General features: G+C 65.7%; 17 protein-coding genes. 16 read left to right on the top strand and 1 reads right to left on the bottom strand.

The genetic code is table 11. The features are described from left to right. The first annotated feature begins 182 nt into the window (after positions 1-182). From HMP06_RS01340 to HMP06_RS01265, 16 genes are all read left to right on the top strand, one after another. Positions 183-482, top strand: coding sequence for a DUF2285 domain-containing protein (locus tag HMP06_RS01340; protein WP_176495457.1), 300 nt, complete (start codon positions 183-185; stop codon positions 480-482). A gap of 117 nt (positions 483-599) precedes the next feature. Further along, positions 600-2,594: a conjugal transfer protein TraG gene (locus tag HMP06_RS01335; RefSeq protein WP_176495456.1), complete on the top strand. Its 1,995-nt coding sequence runs from the start codon at positions 600-602 to the stop codon at positions 2,592-2,594. Between the two features lie 12 nt (positions 2,595-2,606). Further along, the gene (locus HMP06_RS01330) at positions 2,607-3,041 is read left to right on the top strand and encodes a CopG family transcriptional regulator (RefSeq protein WP_176495455.1); all 435 of its coding nucleotides are present in this window, start codon (positions 2,607-2,609) and stop codon (positions 3,039-3,041) included. 63 nt (positions 3,042-3,104) lie between these two features. Further along, positions 3,105-3,641, top strand: coding sequence for a putative immunity protein (locus tag HMP06_RS01325; protein WP_176495454.1), 537 nt, complete (start codon positions 3,105-3,107; stop codon positions 3,639-3,641). Between the two features lie 297 nt (positions 3,642-3,938). Next, positions 3,939-4,901: a P-type conjugative transfer ATPase TrbB gene (gene trbB / locus HMP06_RS01320; RefSeq protein ID WP_443026491.1), complete on the top strand. Its 963-nt coding sequence runs from the start codon at positions 3,939-3,941 to the stop codon at positions 4,899-4,901. Further along, entirely contained in the window at positions 4,898-5,230 is a 333-nt protein-coding gene (locus HMP06_RS01315) for a TrbC/VirB2 family protein (protein WP_176495452.1), read from the top strand. Before trbB ends, HMP06_RS01315 begins: the two co-directional genes overlap by 4 nt. After that, complete coding sequence (locus HMP06_RS01310; RefSeq protein ID WP_176495451.1) at positions 5,230-5,508, top strand: VirB3 family type IV secretion system protein; 279 nt, start codon at positions 5,230-5,232, stop codon at positions 5,506-5,508. The genes HMP06_RS01315 and HMP06_RS01310 overlap by 1 nt, the downstream gene beginning before the upstream one ends. 10 nt (positions 5,509-5,518) lie before the next feature. Continuing rightward, positions 5,519-7,957, top strand: a complete 2,439-nt coding sequence (gene trbE, locus HMP06_RS01305) for a conjugal transfer protein TrbE (protein ID WP_176495450.1) — start codon at positions 5,519-5,521, stop codon at positions 7,955-7,957. After that, entirely contained in the window at positions 7,954-8,715 is a 762-nt protein-coding gene (trbJ, locus tag HMP06_RS01300; RefSeq protein WP_176495449.1) for a P-type conjugative transfer protein TrbJ, read from the top strand. Before trbE ends, trbJ begins: the two co-directional genes overlap by 4 nt. A 10-nt stretch (positions 8,716-8,725) precedes the next feature. Continuing rightward, entirely contained in the window at positions 8,726-9,088 is a 363-nt protein-coding gene (trbK-alt, locus tag HMP06_RS01295; protein WP_176495448.1) for a putative entry exclusion protein TrbK-alt, read from the top strand. A 2-nt stretch (positions 9,089-9,090) separates the two neighbouring features. After that, positions 9,091-10,395 (top strand): P-type conjugative transfer protein TrbL, encoded by a 1,305-nt coding sequence (trbL, locus tag HMP06_RS01290; RefSeq protein ID WP_176495447.1) that lies wholly within the window; start codon positions 9,091-9,093, stop codon positions 10,393-10,395. Further along, positions 10,395-11,078, top strand: coding sequence for a conjugal transfer protein TrbF (trbF, locus tag HMP06_RS01285; protein WP_176495446.1), 684 nt, complete (start codon positions 10,395-10,397; stop codon positions 11,076-11,078). Before trbL ends, trbF begins: the two co-directional genes overlap by 1 nt. Continuing rightward, positions 11,078-12,136: a P-type conjugative transfer protein TrbG gene (trbG, locus tag HMP06_RS01280; protein WP_232089936.1), complete on the top strand. Its 1,059-nt coding sequence runs from the start codon at positions 11,078-11,080 to the stop codon at positions 12,134-12,136. Before trbF ends, trbG begins: the two co-directional genes overlap by 1 nt. 80 nt (positions 12,137-12,216) lie before the next feature. Then, complete coding sequence (locus HMP06_RS01275) at positions 12,217-13,353, top strand: TrbI/VirB10 family protein (protein ID WP_197940733.1); 1,137 nt, start codon at positions 12,217-12,219, stop codon at positions 13,351-13,353. Then, on the top strand, positions 13,350-13,577 hold the full coding sequence (locus HMP06_RS01270; RefSeq protein ID WP_176495443.1) for a DUF2274 domain-containing protein: 228 nt from the start codon (positions 13,350-13,352) through the stop codon (positions 13,575-13,577). Before HMP06_RS01275 ends, HMP06_RS01270 begins: the two co-directional genes overlap by 4 nt. Before the next feature lie 197 nt (positions 13,578-13,774). Further along, positions 13,775-14,047, top strand: coding sequence for a helix-turn-helix transcriptional regulator (locus HMP06_RS01265; RefSeq protein WP_176495442.1), 273 nt, complete (start codon positions 13,775-13,777; stop codon positions 14,045-14,047). On the opposite strand, the gene HMP06_RS01260 is transcribed toward HMP06_RS01265, so the two are convergent. After that, positions 14,037-15,293, bottom strand: coding sequence for a tyrosine-type recombinase/integrase (locus HMP06_RS01260; RefSeq protein ID WP_176495441.1), 1,257 nt, complete (start codon positions 15,291-15,293; stop codon positions 14,037-14,039). The two genes, HMP06_RS01265 and HMP06_RS01260, sit on opposite strands and share 11 nt — an antisense overlap. Between the last annotated feature and the right edge of the window lie 224 nt (positions 15,294-15,517).

Here is a 15,517-nt window from a genome sequence, read left to right as displayed (position 1 = left end):
TGATCGTTCCAGGAACGATAGTTCCGATTCGTTATGCGATGTGATATTCATCGGCTCGCTTCCACTATTGGCGGCGGCACGATGCTTGGTGCGACTGTAGCACCGGACATCGACCGTCTCACATGGGAAGCAAAAAAGAGGTATTCATCTTCCCGAGCCGCGGTGCCGGAAGGAGGCCGCAAATGCGCGTCAAATCCGAACTCGATCCCGATGTCGATGACCTAGCGCCCACCGGACCGGATGTGACCGTTTACGACGAAGTGCATTTCGTCACCTATTTGCGCCTGCTGGATGCCGATGCAGACCGTGCCGACTGGATGGAGGTAGCGCGCATCGTTCTGCATCGTGATCCGGTAACCGAGACTGGACGGACGCGAAAATGCTGGGAAAGCCACCTCGCCCGCGCACAGTGGATGACGAAGATCGGCTATCGGCGCATATTGGAACAGACCGTCGAGGAAGTCCGCAACACGGGGTGCTGACCCATCCGATTTCTACGCCACAGTATCCGGTGGCACGCCCGCTCCGCTTTCCTGTTGCCTCTCGCGAAACCGCCCATTCTCTGATCGGCTCCGTCTCTTTTGCCGATTGGATCCTGTATGTCGGGAAGCCGTGTCCTCTGGGGCCAAGTCACCATCGTTTTCGCCATCGTACTGGCGACGACATGGGGTGCGACCGAGTGGACGGCGTGGCGGCTCGGGTTTCAGGCGCAACTCGGATCGCCCTGGTTCGAGGTAGGCGGCTGGCCGTTCTACTATCCGCCCGCGTTCTTCTGGTGGTGGTATGCCTACGACGCCTATGCGCCCGCGATCTTCATCGAAGGTGCGATCGTCGCCGCGTCGGGCGGCTTCATCGCCATCGTCGTGGCGATCGGCCTGTCGATCTGGCGGTCGCGGGGAGCCAAGAACGTCGCCACCTACGGCTCTGCCCGTTGGGCTTCGTCCGAGGAGGTGAAGGCGGCCGGATTGCTCGGCCCCGACGGCGTGGTGCTCGGCAAGCTGGAGCGCGACTATCTGCGCCATGACGGGCCGGAGCATGTGCTGTGCTTCGCGCCGACCCGTTCCGGTAAGGGCGTCGGCTTGGTCGTGCCGACGCTGCTGACCTGGCCGGGCAGCGTCATCGTCCATGACATCAAGGGCGAGAACTGGGGCCTGACGGCGGGCTTTCGCGCGCGCCATGGCCGCGTCCTGCTGTTCGATCCGACCGACTCCAAGTCGTCGGCCTACAATCCCTTGCTGGAAGTCCGGCGCGGCGATTGGGAGGTGCGCGACGTCCAGAACATCGCCGACATCCTGGTCGATCCCGAAGGCGCGCTCGACAAGCGGAACCATTGGGAGAAGACCAGTCATTCGCTGCTGGTCGGCGTGATCCTCCACGTCCTCTATGCCGAACCCGACAAGACGCTGGCCGGCGTCGCCAACTTCCTCTCCGATCCGAAACGTCCGATGGACGCGACTCTGCGCGCGATGATGTCCACCCCGCATCTGGGCGAAGCCGGCGTCCATCCTGTCATCGCCTCGTCGGCGCGCGAGCTGCTGAACAAATCCGACAACGAGCGTTCAGGCGTGCTGTCCACCGCCATGTCGTTTCTCGGCCTCTACCGCGATCCCGTGGTGGCGAAGGTGACGGAGCGGTGCGACTGGCGCATCGCCGATCTCGTGTCGGGCAAGCGGCCGGTCAGCCTCTACCTCGTCGTGCCGCCCTCCGACATCGCCCGCACCAAGCCGCTGATCCGGCTGATCCTCAATCAGGTTGGGCGGCGGCTGACCGAGGAGTTGAAGGCGTCGGGCAATCGCCACCGGCTGCTGTTGATGCTCGACGAGTTTCCGGCTCTCGGCCGGCTCGACTTCTTCGAGTCGGCGCTGGCATTCATGGCCGGCTACGGCATCAAGAGCTTCCTGATCGCGCAGTCGCTCAACCAGATCGAGAAGGCTTACGGCGCGAACAATTCCGTGCTCGACAACTGCCACGTCCGCGTCGCCTTCGCGACCAACGACGAGCGGACCGCCAAGCGCGTATCGGACACGCTCGGCACCGCGACCGAGATGCGCGATTCCACCAACTATGCCGGCCATCGGCTGTCGCCCTGGCTCGGCCATCTCATGGTGTCGCGGCAGGAGACGGCCCGGCCGCTGCTCACCCCCGGCGAGGTGATGCAGCTTCCGCCGACCGACGAGCTGCTGCTGGTGGCGGGTGTGCCGCCGATACGGGCGAAGAAGGCCCGCTATTACGAAGATGCGCGATTCAAGGAGCGCCTATTGCCGCCGCCAGACCTGTCCGCCTGGGCAAAGGCGCCGAAAGCGCCTTCGGGCGACGACTGGTCGGCGCTGACAATCCCCACGCCCGCCGCATCACCGGCACCGCCGACACCCGCCGCCACCACGACCGATCCGGCCAATGCCGGCATCCGCCAAGAGCCGGAATTGCCCGAGCACGAGGAGATCGTGCCGGACGAACGCCCGGCGCCCGGCGAGTTCGACGTGCTCGACGACGAACCGGACGTGGACGCCGCCAAATCCCGAACCATGCGCCAGCAGGTCACGTCCGTCGCCCGTCAGGCAACGATGGACCCGGCCGACGGCATCGAACTGTAAGGAGCCGCCGTGATGCAGACCAAATCACGCATGAACGTCTATTTCGAGCCGGACCTGTTGAAGAAGGTCGAGGCGCTGTCACTTCGACGCAACGTCTCCAAGTCAGCCGTGATCGAAGCCGCCGTGGCGTCCTTCCTGTCGGCCGACGCCTCCGAACGGCTGGAGGCGGTGTTCGCTCGCCGCATGGACAAGCTCGGTCGGCAGGTCGAAGGGCTGGACGAGGATCTCGCCATCCTCGGCGAGACGCTGTCGCTGTTTATCCGCTTCTGGCTGACAGTCACGCCGCCGTTGCCGGACAGCGCACAGGCGTCGGCACGGGCGAAGGGCGCGGAGAGGTTCGACGGCTTCCTGCAATCGCTCGGGCGGCGGCTGGCGACCGGAGATCGTTTCCTGAAGGAGCTGACGCGAGACATCGATGCGACCCGTCCCGCCGTGGAGGATCGATGATACTTCAGACCTTTCGGTCATGGCAGATGCGGACACGAAAGCCGTTTTCCGTATAACGGGCTAATGCAGTCCGGTGAGTATATTGATCTCAGCATTTTCGAGCTTCGTGCGGTCACCAGCTATGCCGAGGCATGTGCCAGTCCCGCGCTGACGATCTTCGAAGAGGAATTGCCTGCTGATGAGCGACCTCGGCTTGCGATCGAGGTGGCGCGCGCGTTCGCGGATGGGGGCAAGCGCACCAAAGCTATACGGGATGCGGCATGGGCGGCAATGAGAGCATATAGAGATGCCCGCGATGGCGGAAATCCGGCGGCTGGCGAAGCGGCTCGGGCGGCGATGATCGCCGCAAGCGCAGCCTTCCTCCATCCCCTCGCAAATGCCGCTCAGGTGGGACACATTCTCGGTTCGGCAGCACATACAGCACGAGCGCTTGAACTCTCCACCCATGCCGATCCTACGGCATGGGCCGACCACATGGCGACATCGCGAAATCTCGCGACGCCGGTCGTGGTGAGCGTTTTGAAGCGCTATCCGCCGGCCCCATCGGGAGGTGGGAGAGTCGGGGAGCTAATCCGGGAACTGGATGCGGCTCTACGCTGATCCGGACGTGGCAATTTGATTTCAGCAATGGGAATTTACCCCTGTCCCGAAGCCCGAATGTGGCAGACCACTGCGTTAAGTCGTATCGATGATGATGTACGAGAACTAACAGCGGCCCGCCGATTGCCGCCTTTTCTTCGCGATACCCGCCCACTATCAGATACCTGTTGAACCGGCCCAACTTACGGCTCCTTTAATCATCCCCGTCGGGGAAGCGTCTGTGTCGTCCCCGACTGAAACGGGGATCGGGTGGCGGCTTCACATCACAATCGGCAAGGTCTGGAACGTGGCGCGCGGATGCTGCGCACCGCACTCGGCCCCGCCATCGCCCGGTTTCTGGAAGACGTCACCGTCGTCGAGGTGATGCTGAACCCGGACGGGCGGCTGTGGATCGACCGGCTGTCCGAAGGCCTGTCCGACACGGGCGAGCGGCTTGCCCCAGCGGATGGCGAGCGCATCGTGCGCCTGGTCGCGCACCACGTCGGCGTCGAAGTTCATTCAGGTAGCCCGCGTGTGTCGGCCGAGCTGCCCGAGACCGGCGAGCGGTTCGAGGGACTGTTACCGCCCGTCGTCGCAGCCCCGGCCTTCGCCATCCGCAAGCCCGCCGTCGCCGTGTTCACCCTCGACGATTACGTCGCCGCAGGAATCATGTCGGCGGGCCAGGCCGAAGCGCTTCGCATTGCCGTGGCGTCGCGCGCCAACATCCTCGTCGCCGGCGGCACCTCGACCGGCAAGACGACGCTGACCAATGCACTCTTGGCCGAGGTCGCCAAGACCACGGATCGCGTCGTCATCATCGAGGATACGCGCGAGCTGCAATGCGCCGCGCCCAACCTCGTCGCCATGCGCACCAAAGACGGCGTCGCCTCGCTCTCCGATCTCGTCCGGTCCTCACTGCGCCTGCGGCCGGATCGCATCCCGATCGGCGAGGTGCGCGGCCCCGAGGCGCTCGATCTGCTTAAGGCCTGGGGCACCGGCCACCCCGGCGGCGTCGGCACGATTCACGCCGGCTCGGCCATCGGCGCGCTGCGCCGTCTCGAACAGCTCATTCAGGAAGCCGTGGTCACCGTGCCGCGCGCGCTGATCGCCGAGACCATCGATCTCGTCGCGGTGCTCGCCGGTCGCGGGTCGCAGCGCCGCCTCGTCGAACTCGCCCGCGTCGAAGGCCTCGGCCCGGATGGCGATTACTGCGTCGTGCCGGCCGTCGGCGACGGCGGCGACATCCAGCACGCTCTCACCCTCACAGGAGAACTACGATGATCCGCTTCCTCTCGCACGGCTGCCGCCACATGGCGATAGCCGCCGCCACCGTTTCCCTCAGCCTGATGCTGGCGCCCGCCGCCTATGCCTCCGGTTCGTCCATGCCGTGGGAAGCGCCGCTGCAATCCATCCTCCAGTCGATCGAAGGCCCGGTCGCCAAGATCATCGCCGTGATCGTCATCATCTCGACCGGCTTGGCGCTGGCCTTCGGCGACACGTCGGGCGGCTTCCGCCGGCTCATCCAGATCGTCTTCGGCCTGTCGATCGCGTTCGCGGCGTCGAGCTTCTTCCTGTCGTTCTTCTCGTTCGGCGGCGGGGCGCTCGTCTGATGGCGGGCATCGTCGAGCAGGCCGAGGTGCCGGGCTATGCCGTCCCGGTCCACCGCGCGCTGACCGAGCATATCCTGCTCGGCGGCGCGCCGCGCGGTCTCGCCATCCTCAACGGCACGCTGGCGGCAGCGCTCGGCCTCGGCCTGCGCCTCTGGCTGGTCGGCCTCGTCATCTGGGTGGTCGGTCACATCGCGGCGGTGTGGGCGGCCAAGCGCGATCCGATGTTCGTCGATGTGGTGCGCCGCCATCTGCGCATCCCCGGCCACCTGTCGGTTTGAGGGGGCGGCTATGATGAACCTCGCGGAATATCGCCGCACCGCCACCCGTCTCGCCGACTTCCTGCCTTGGGTGGCGCTCGTGGGTGAAGGCGTCGTCCTCAACAAAGACGGCAGCTTCCAGCGCACCGCACGGTTTCGCGGCCCCGATCTGGACTCCGCCGTCCCCGCCGAATTGGTAGCGGTGGCCGGGCGGCTCAACAACGCCTTCCGCCGCCTCGGCTCGGGATGGGCGATCTTCGTCGAGGCGCAGCGCCATTCGGCCGGGGTCTACCCCGCGAGCATATTCCCGGATGCGGCCTCCGCGCTGGTCGATGCCGAACGCAAGGCCGATTTCGAGGAAGCCGGCGCACACTATGAATCCAGCTATTTCCTGACCTTCAGCTTTCTGCCACCCGCCGAGGACGCCGCCCGCGCCGAGACCTGGCTTTACGAGGGCCGCGAGCGCTCCGGCGTCGATGGCCGTGAGATGCTCACCGGCTTCGTCGATCGCACCGACCGGGTGCTGCAACTGGTCGAAGGCTTCATGCCGGAATGCGGCTGGCTCGATGACGCGGAGACGCTGACCTACCTGCACGGCTGCGTTTCGACCAAGCGCCACCGCGTCCGTGTGCCCGAAACGCCGATGTATCTCGACGCGCTCGTCGCCGACCAGCCGCTGACCGGCGGTCTGGAGCCGATGCTGGGCGACCGGCATCTGCGCGTGCTGACCATCACCGGCTTTCCGACCGCGACGACGCCGGGCCTGCTCGACGAGCTGAACCGGCTGGCCTTTCCCTATCGCTGGTCCACCCGCGCCATTCTGCTCGACAAGACCGATGCCACCAAGCTGCTGACCAGGATACGGCGGCAATGGTTCGCCAAGCGCAAGTCGATCGCCGCCATCCTGAAGGAGGTGATGACCAACGAGGCCTCGGCGCTGGTCGATAGCGATGCCGCCAACAAGGCGGCTGACGCCGACATGGCGTTGCAGGAGCTGGGCGCCGATTATGCCGGTCTCGCCTATGTCACCGCGACCGTGACGGTCTGGGACACCGACCCGCGTCTCGCCGACGAGAAGCTGCGGCTGGTCGAAAAGGTCATCCAAGGCCGCGACTTCACCGCGATGGCCGAGACGATCAACGCGGCGGACGCCTGGCTCGGTTCGTTGCCCGGCCACGTCTACGCCAACGTCCGCCACCCCCCCATCAGCACTTTGAACCTCGCCCATATGATACCGCTAAGCGCGGTGTGGGCGGGTCCGGAACGGGACGAGCATTTTGCAGCGCCCCCACTGCTCTTCGGTCAGACCGAAGGCTCGACCCCGTTCCGGTTATCCCTTCACGTCGGCGATGTCGGCCATACGCTGATCGTCGGCCCGACCGGTGCGGGCAAGTCCGTGCTGCTGGCGCTGATGGCGTTGCAGTTCCGGCGCTATGCAGGTGCGCAGGTGTTCGCCTTCGATTTCGGGGGATCGATCCGCGCCGCAGCGTTGGCGATGGGCGGCGACTGGCACGATCTCGGCGGCAATCTGTCGGAGGGGGCCGACGACAGCGTGTCGCTTCAGCCGCTCGCCCGCATCCACGATGTCCCCGAACGCGCCTGGGCCGCCGACTGGATCGTCGCCATCCTCATCCGCGAGGGCGTCACCATCACGCCGGAGGTGAAGGAACATATCTGGACGGCGCTGACCTCGCTCGCCTCCGCTCCGATCGGCGAGCGCACGATCACCGGCTTGGCGGTCCTGCTCCAGTCCAATGACCTGAAGCAGGCGCTGCGGCCGTATTGCGTCGGCGGTGCGTATGGCCGGCTGCTCGATGCCGAAAACGAACATCTCGGCTCGGCCACGGTTCAGGCGTTCGAGACCGAGGGACTGATCGGCACCGACGCAGCGCCTGCCGTGCTCGCCTACCTGTTCCACCGGATCGGCGACCGGTTGGACGGTAGCCCCACGCTCATCATCATCGACGAGGGCTGGCTGGCGCTCGACGACGAGGGGTTCGCCGGCCAGCTCCGCGAATGGCTGAAGACGCTGCGAAAGAAGAACGCCAGCGTCGTCTTCGCCACACAGTCGCTGTCGGACATCGACGGTTCGGCCATCGCGCCTGCGATCATCGAAAGCTGCCAGACCCGACTTCTGCTCCCCAACGAACGCGCGATCGAGCCGCAGATCACAGCGATCTATCGCCGCTTCGGCCTGAACGACCGCCAGATCGAGATCCTCGCGCGGGCCACGCCGAAGCGCGACTATTACTGCCAGTCGCGGCGCGGCAACCGGCTGTTCGAGCTGGGGCTGTCCGACGTGGCGCTGGCGCTCTGCGCCGCCTCGTCGAAGACCGACCAGACCGACATCGCCCGGATCGTCGCGGAACATGGCCGCGACGGTTTTCTCGCCGCCTGGCTGCGCCATCGCGGCGTCGCCTGGGCGGCAGACCTGATCCCCGACCTCACCAATATGGAGACACCATCATGATGCTTCGTCGTTCACGGGCGGCGTTTGTCGCCGCATCCATTCTGTCCGTTCCGCTCGCGCTGTCGCCGATGTTCACCACGCCCGCTGCGGCGCAGTGGGTGGTGTTCGATCCGTCGAACTATGCCCAGAACATCCTGACGGCGGCGCGCACGCTCCAGTCGGTCAATCAGCAGATCACCCAGCTTCAGAACGAAGCACAGATGCTGATGAACCAGGCGCGCAACCTCGCCAGCCTGCCATATTCGTCGCTGCAACAGCTTCAGCAGAGCGTCCAGCGGACCCAGCAGCTTCTGTCACAGGCGCAGGGCATCGCTTTTAACGTCCAGCAGATCGACCGTGCCTTTCAGCAGCAATACGGCAACGTCTCGATGTCGGCCACCGACAGCCAGCTCGTCACCGACGCCCGGTCACGCTGGCAGAACACCGTCGGCGGCTTGCAGGACGCGATGAAGGTGCAGGCCGGCGTCGTCGGCAACATCGACACCAACCGCGCCCAGATGTCGGCGCTTGTCGGATCGAGCCAGTCCGCGACCGGCGCACTCCAGGCGACACAGGCCGGCAACCAGCTTCTGGCGCTTCAGGCCCAGCAGCTCGCCGATCTCACCGCCGTCGTCGCCGCCAATGGCCGGGCGCAGGCGTTGACCGAGGCCGAGCGGGCGGCCGCCGCCGAACAGGGCCGCGAACAGCGCCGCCGCTTCCTGACGCCGGGCACGGGCTACCAGCCCGGCAACGCGCAGATGTTCAACAACGGCAATTGAGGGCGCGACCGTGGACGGCAGGACCCTCGCGCGCCTCGGCGCGGTCATCTTCGTTTCGATCGCCGTCACCGCGACGGCGATCGAGATGACCCGCACGGACGAGACGCCGCCAAACCCGGTGCCGGCCATCGCCGCGCCGGCCGCTCCCGATCCGTTGCGCGAGGGTCAGCGCCGGTGCCAGCGGCTCGGCGAGGCCGGTGCGCGTGACGCCGAATGCCTTCGCGTCTGGGCCGAAAGCCGCGACCGTTTCTTGGGCCTCGACCGGGAACGTCCGTCCACGACCCCGCAGGCCACGTCGCCTGCGCCGACTAGCGACGATCCCGTCAGCAAGCAGACTGCGCCAGCCACGCCGCTCCGGGCCGAGGAGCGCTGACCATGGGTGGCACCGGCGTCATCGACCAGTTCCTGGCCGTCTTCACCCGCTACATCGACTCAGGCTTCGGCCTGCTGTCGGGCGAGGTCGCCTTCATCGCCACGACGCTGATCGTCATCGACGTGACGCTGGCGGCTTTGTTCTGGTCGATGGGCGGCGACGACGACATCATCGGTCGCCTCATCAAGAAGACCCTGTTCGTCGGCGTCTTCGCCTACATCATCGGCAACTGGAACAACCTCGCCCGCATCGTCTTCGAGAGCTTCGCCGGCCTCGGCCTGAAGGCGTCGGGCACCGGGTTCACGACCGCCGATCTCCTGCGGCCCGGCAAAGTGGCGCAGGTCGGTCTCGACGCCGGGCGACCGTTGCTGGAATCCATCTCCGGCCTGATGGGCTGGATCTCCTTCTTCGAGAACTTCATCCAGATCGCCTGCCTGCTGTTCGCCTGGGCGCTGGTGCTGCTCGCCTTCTTCATCCTCGCCATCCAGCTTTTCGTCACCCTGATCGAGTTCAAGCTGACGACGCTGGCGGGCTTCGTGCTGATCCCGTTCGGCCTGTTCGGCAAGTCCGCCTTCATGGCCGAACGGGTGCTCGGCAACGTCATCTCGTCCGGCATCAAGGTGCTGGTGCTGGCCGTCATCATCGGCATCGGCTCGACGCTGTTCTCGCAATTCACCGCCGGGTTCGCCGGGCAGGCGCCGACGATCGATCAGGCGATGGCGATCGTGCTGGCGGCGCTGTCGCTGCTCGGCCTCGGCATCTTCGGCCCCGGCATCGCCAACGGCCTCGTCTCCGGCGGGCCGCAGCTCGGCGCGGGTGCGGCGATCGGCACGGGTCTCGCCGCTGGCGGTATGGTGGCTGCCGGAGGCGCGGCGATCGGTGCGGTCGCGTCCGGTGGCGCGGCGCTGGCCGCCGGAGCCGGCGCTGCCGCCCGTGGCGGTGCGACGCTCGTGGGCGGGGCGTCGGCTGCCTACAGCGCGGGCGGTGCATCGGGTGTCGCCAGCACCGGCGCGTCGAAGGCCGGGGCCGCCATCGCCAGCCCGTTCAAACGCGCCGCCGCGTCCATGAAAGACAGTTTTCAGGCCGGTGAACGTGCCCTCAGCGGCGAGGCCGCCTCAGCCGAAACCGCAGAATCTCCCGCCGCATCCTCTTCGTCCGCCAATGCCGGCGGCCCGCCCGCCTGGGCCAAGCGAATGAAGCGCGGCCAGCAGGCTTCCCACGGCATTCAGGCCGCCGCCCATGCCGTCAAATCCGGCGACAGCCATGGCGGCGGCTCTTCCGTCAACCTCTCCGAAAGCGACCGCTGATGTTCAAACGACCCGCCACCCATTACGGCAAGACGCCACAGCCCGACACGCCCTACCAGCGCGCCGCCCAGGTCTGGGACGACCGCATCGGCTCCGCCCGCGTGCAGGCCAAAAACTGGCGGCTGATGGCCTTCGGATCGCTGATCCTGTCGGCCGGGCTGTCGGGCGCACTGGTCTGGCAATCCGCCAACGGCTCGATCGTGCCGTGGGTGGTGCAGGTCGACAAACTCGGCCAGGCGCAGGCCATCGCGCCCGCGACCGCCGACTATCGCCCGACCGATCCGCAGATCGCGTTCCACTTGGCGCGGTTCGTCGAACAGGTCCGGTCGATCCCGTCCGACGCGATCATCGTCCGGCAGAACTGGCTGCGCGCCTACGACTTCACCACCTCGGCCGGCGCGATGGCGCTGAACGACTATGCCCGCGTCAACGACCCCTTCGCCAAGGTCGGACGCCAGCAGGTCGCCGTGGACGTCTCGTCCGTCATCCGCGCCTCGCCGAACTCGTTCCGCGTCGCCTGGACCGAGCGCCGCTATCAGGACGGCAGCCTCGCCTCGACCGAGCGCTGGACCGCCATCCTCACCATCGCCGTAGCTTCACCTCGCGACCCCGAAAAACTCCGGGCCAATCCGCTCGGAATCTACGTCAACGCCATCAACTGGTCGAAGGAGCTGGGACAATGATCCGGCCGTCGCATCTGACCGCCGGACATCCGGCGAACCGTACTCCCGCAAACCCGCCGATATGCAAAGCTGGAAAGGCGGCTTTCGCTGTCCTGCTGCTTTGCACGTCGGCGCTCGCCGGCTGCGCCACGCGCTCGATCCCGCCCGAGATCGCCTATGACGATGCCGCGCCCGCCGTCCAGACGATCGATCCGCCTGCACCCGTCACCGTCGTCGAACTGCCGCGCCCCTTGCCGCTGCCCGGACAGTTGAAGCCGGTGGAGCCATCCCGCCGTGCGCCCGAGCCGACCGATCCGGCCGCCCGCGTCAATCAGGCCAACGCCGCCGCCCGCATCCAGCCCGTCCGCGACGGATTCATCAATGCGATGCAGGTCTATCCCTATACCGGCGGCGCGCTCTATCAGGTCTATACCGCCGTCGGCCAGATCACCGACATCGCCCTCCAGCCCGGCGAGACGCTGGTCGGCGCGGGGCCGGTCGCGGCCGGCGACACGGTGCGCTGGATCATCGGCGATACGCTCAGCGGTTCGGGCGCGACGCAGCAGGTGCATATCCTCGTCAAGCCGACGCGGGCGGAGCTGATGACCAACCTCGTAATCAACACCAACCTGCGCACCTATCACATGGAGCTTCGTTCGACCGAGCGGACCTATATGGCGTCGGTGTCCTGGCAGTACCCGCAGGACCAGCTCATCGCGCTGCGTCGGCAGAATGCGCAGGCCCAGGCTGCGCAGCCTGTCGCCAGCGGCGTCGATCTCGCCAACGTCAACTTCCGCTATGCGATCGACGGCGACCGCGCGCCGTGGCGGCCCTTGCGCGCCTTCGACGACGGACGGCAGGTCTTCATCGAGTTCCCGCGCGGCATCGCGCAGGGCGAGATGCCGCCGCTGTTCGTCGTCGGCCCCGAGGGCAACACCTCCGAGCTGGTGAACTACCGGGTCAGCGGACGGCACATGATCGTCGATCGGCTGTTCGCCGCCGCCGAGCTGCGGTTGGGCACCGGCAACACCCAGCGCCGCGTCCGCATCACCCGCACCGACGGGAGGCCGGCATCGTGAGCGACATCGATCCGGGAAAAAAGCCAGCGCCGGAGCCGGATGACGACGCCCGGCCACTGATCGGCGAGACGGCCGCGCCGATGCGTCTGCGGGCCGAGCCGCCGCGCGTCACCCGACTGTCGCGCAAGGCGCTCGCCGGTCTCGGCCTCATCGGCAGTCTCACGGTCGGCGGTGCGCTGATCTATGCGCTCCAGACCCGCGATGGCGGCAAGCCGGAGGAACTGATCTCCACCGACAACCGCTCGACCCCGGACGGCCTCGCCGGTCTGCCCAAGGATTATACCGGCCCGGTCCTCGGCCCGGCTTTGCCCGGCGACCTCGGCCGACCGATCCTCGACGCGCAGAACCGGGGCCAGCCCGTGCCGGCGTCGGGCATCGCCGCGCCCACGCCGGGCATCAGCGCCGAGGAGCAACGCCGGCTTCAAGAGATCGAAGCGGCGCGGACTGGTCGGTTGTTCGCCTCGACGGAGACGCGCAATACCGCGCCGCCAGCCGCCACGGCCAATGTCCCGGCACCGCTGCCGGACCTGACCAGCCTCGGTCTCGCGCCGCCGCCGGCGACACCGACCGCGCAGGATCGTCAGCTCGCCTTCCTCAACCAGACGCCCGACAAGCGCACCGTTTCCACCGATCGCGTCGCGGGGCCGGCCTCGCCCAACATCCTGCAAGCCGGTGCGGTCATTCCGGCCGCGCTCATTACCGGCATCCGCTCCGATCTGCCCGGCCAGATCACCGCCCAGGTCACGGAGAACATCTATGACAGCCCGACCGGGCGTATCCTGCTCGTACCGCAGGGCACGCGGATCATCGGCCAGTACGACAACGGCGTCGGCTTCGGCCAGCGCCGTATCCTGCTGGTCTGGAACCGTCTGATCCTGCCCAACGGTCGCTCGATCGTGCTGGAGCGCCAGCCCGGTGCGGACGCCGAGGGCTTTGCCGGACTGGAGGACGGTGTCGATTACCACTGGTGGGATCTCGCCAAGGCCGCCGCCCTCTCGACCCTGCTCGGCGTCGGCGCCGAACTCGCCACCGACCAGAACGACCGCCTGATCGGCGCCATCCGCGACGGCGCGCAGGACACGATCAACGACGCCGGGCAACAGATCGTCCGCCGCCAGCTCAACGTCCAACCGACGCTGACCATCCGGCCCGGCTTTCCAGTCCGCGTCATCGTCACGCGCGATCTCGTCCTCGAACCCTATGGGGCCACGCCATGACCAAGCTGAAGCTCGGGCCGATCGCCGACGACAAGCCGGTGAAAGTAACGGTGGAATTGCCGGCCACGTTGCATCGCAATCTCGCCGCCTATGCCGACGTGCTCGGCCGCGAGAACGGCCATCCACCGACCGATCCCGTCCGCCTGATCGTGCCGATGCTGGAGAGGTTCATCGCCACCGATCGAGCCTTCGCCAAGGCGCGGCGTAACGCTGAAAGTGGCTAATGGCGTGCGACCGAAGCAGTTGTGGCCTTACATGAAGCATTACCTTGGTGAAAATTGAAAACCTGCCGATTAGGTTTGCAAACCGTCCGTTTCCCACGCCAGTACCGCCGTTTCTACGCCGACTTACGGACAAGTATTCCCAAACCTCACGTCTATCGCCTTCTATCGTACTCAGATTTTAGAATTGAGGTGCCGATATGATTCATCCCCAATCAGTCTTGAGAAAACAAACTATCCGCAGGCACCAGCTTCGTGAGATCGTCCCTCTCGCTGACACCACCATTTACGACATGGAGCAGCGGGGCGAGTTTCCGCAGCGGTTTTATCTGACCGCCCGATGCGTTGTCTGGGATCTCGCCGAAGTAGAGGCTTGGCTTGAACAACGTCGCGAAGCTTCCAGAGCGAAAAATGTCAGGCGAGCACCATCGCCTGACGTCAATCTAAGGAAGTTTCGGCCTGTCAGAGGCTAGGTTCAGGAACAAGAAGGTCCATGGACGCCGGATACAGCGTCGGAACGTATTTCTGACCGACGACCCAGGCGTCGACGAGATTGGCCCATTGCTGCATCATATGACGGCGTTGGTGCTCGTACTCCGCCTTGTTGTAAATGCCGCGGGACGAGCGCCCATCCTCATGCGCCAGACATTTCTCGATCCAGTCGCTATTGAAGCCCAGCTCGTTGAGCAGCGTCGAGCCTGTGCGGCGTATGTCGTGGACAGTGAAGGGTTCTAGCGGCAGTCCCTCCTTTTGTGCCCGCTCGACAACCGCATAGGTCACGCGATTGAATGTCGCGCGCGACATCGGTGCGCCCGCATCGTAGCGGGACGGCAGCAGGTATCTGGAATTGCCGGCGCAGGTCTTGAGAGCGACGAGGATGTCGATCGCCTGCTCCGGCAGATAGACGTTGTGAGCCTTGGATCGCTTCATCCGCTCCTTCGGAATCGACCATACCCCATTCTCGAAATCGACTTCATCCCAGGTAGCGTCCTGCAACTCGCTCTTGCGGACCATGGTGAGCAGGAACAGCTTCATGCCGAGCCGGATGGTCGGCAACGTCGCCACATGCTCAAGCTGTCCGAGCATGACCCGGATTTCGGCGGGAGATAGCGAACGGTCCTTGGGGACGAAGGTCGCGATCGACGCAGGCCCAACCTCATCGGCAGGGTTCTGCACCTTCTCCCCATGCAGGATAGCGAAGGCGTAAACCAGCTTTACAATATCGCGGACGTGCACCGCCGTGGCCGGGGCTCCCCGTCCTTTCACTTTCGCGCACATCGCTCGGAGATCCTCGGGGCTGATTTCCGTCAGCAACCGGTTCCGAAACGTCGGAAGAATGTCACGTTCATAGATTGCGCGGCGCATCGCGCGGGTGCTGTCGGCCATCCGGTGCTCTTGCAACCAACGTTCGCCAAATTCTCCGAACCTCTTTGCTTCCTTGATACGACGCTTGTCGCGCTGCTTCTCCTGAGCGGGCGACCGCCCTTCGAGGATAGCGCGCTGAGCGTCGATCAGCTTCTCCCGCGCACGCGCCAGCGAAAGGTCGGCAGGCCCGTATCGACCGAGCGTCAAAGTCTCGCGCCGGCCGTTCATGCGGTAGTCGTAACGGAACACGATCGACCCCGCCGGCTGGACCACCACATACATACCGTCACGGTCGGCGATCTTGTATAATTTGCCCTTTGGTTTCAGGGCCTTGATACCCGCGTCAGTCAGCATTGGTCCCTCCGAAATCGCTCAGAAAACGCGAGAGAGCCATCAAATATACCGTCAGGCCAAAAAGGGCCTCACTGGATGGCAAATTTCCTTTTATTCTCAATGGAATAATATCACAAAAAATACCGTCAAAGCTCTCTAAGCCATGACGGTATAACGAATCTGCCGATGCAACAAGAGTCGCCATACCGTCAGTAGTACCGTCAATGCGGAGGCTTACCCCGCGA

Source organism: Sphingomonas sp. HMP6, from assembly GCF_013374095.1.
Lineage (GTDB): Bacteria > Pseudomonadota > Alphaproteobacteria > Sphingomonadales > Sphingomonadaceae > Sphingomonas.
The sequence above is the reverse complement of the archived record's forward strand: the minus strand, read 5'-3'. Positions and strand labels throughout refer to the sequence as shown.

What these genes read in the sequence shown, in the direction of transcription:
- HMP06_RS01340 (WP_176495457.1), top strand. Translation starts at nt 183, where the DNA reads ATGCGCGTCAAATCCGAACTCGATCCCGATGTCGATGACCTAGCGCCC.
- HMP06_RS01335 (WP_176495456.1), top strand. Translation starts at nt 600, where the DNA reads ATGTCGGGAAGCCGTGTCCTCTGGGGCCAAGTCACCATCGTTTTCGCC.
- HMP06_RS01330 (WP_176495455.1), top strand. Translation starts at nt 2,607, where the DNA reads ATGCAGACCAAATCACGCATGAACGTCTATTTCGAGCCGGACCTGTTG.
- HMP06_RS01325 (WP_176495454.1), top strand. Translation starts at nt 3,105, where the DNA reads ATGCAGTCCGGTGAGTATATTGATCTCAGCATTTTCGAGCTTCGTGCG.
- trbB (WP_443026491.1), top strand. Translation starts at nt 3,939, where the DNA reads ATGCTGCGCACCGCACTCGGCCCCGCCATCGCCCGGTTTCTGGAAGAC.
- HMP06_RS01315 (WP_176495452.1), top strand. Translation starts at nt 4,898, where the DNA reads ATGATCCGCTTCCTCTCGCACGGCTGCCGCCACATGGCGATAGCCGCC.
- HMP06_RS01310 (WP_176495451.1), top strand. Translation starts at nt 5,230, where the DNA reads ATGGCGGGCATCGTCGAGCAGGCCGAGGTGCCGGGCTATGCCGTCCCG.
- trbE (WP_176495450.1), top strand. Translation starts at nt 5,519, where the DNA reads ATGATGAACCTCGCGGAATATCGCCGCACCGCCACCCGTCTCGCCGAC.
- trbJ (WP_176495449.1), top strand. Translation starts at nt 7,954, where the DNA reads ATGATGCTTCGTCGTTCACGGGCGGCGTTTGTCGCCGCATCCATTCTG.
- trbL (WP_176495447.1), top strand. Translation starts at nt 9,091, where the DNA reads ATGGGTGGCACCGGCGTCATCGACCAGTTCCTGGCCGTCTTCACCCGC.
- trbF (WP_176495446.1), top strand. Translation starts at nt 10,395, where the DNA reads ATGTTCAAACGACCCGCCACCCATTACGGCAAGACGCCACAGCCCGAC.
- HMP06_RS01275 (WP_197940733.1), top strand. Translation starts at nt 12,217, where the DNA reads ATGCGTCTGCGGGCCGAGCCGCCGCGCGTCACCCGACTGTCGCGCAAG.
- HMP06_RS01270 (WP_176495443.1), top strand. Translation starts at nt 13,350, where the DNA reads ATGACCAAGCTGAAGCTCGGGCCGATCGCCGACGACAAGCCGGTGAAA.
- HMP06_RS01265 (WP_176495442.1), top strand. Translation starts at nt 13,775, where the DNA reads ATGATTCATCCCCAATCAGTCTTGAGAAAACAAACTATCCGCAGGCAC.
- HMP06_RS01260 (WP_176495441.1), bottom strand. Translation starts at nt 15,293, where the DNA reads ATGCTGACTGACGCGGGTATCAAGGCCCTGAAACCAAAGGGCAAATTA.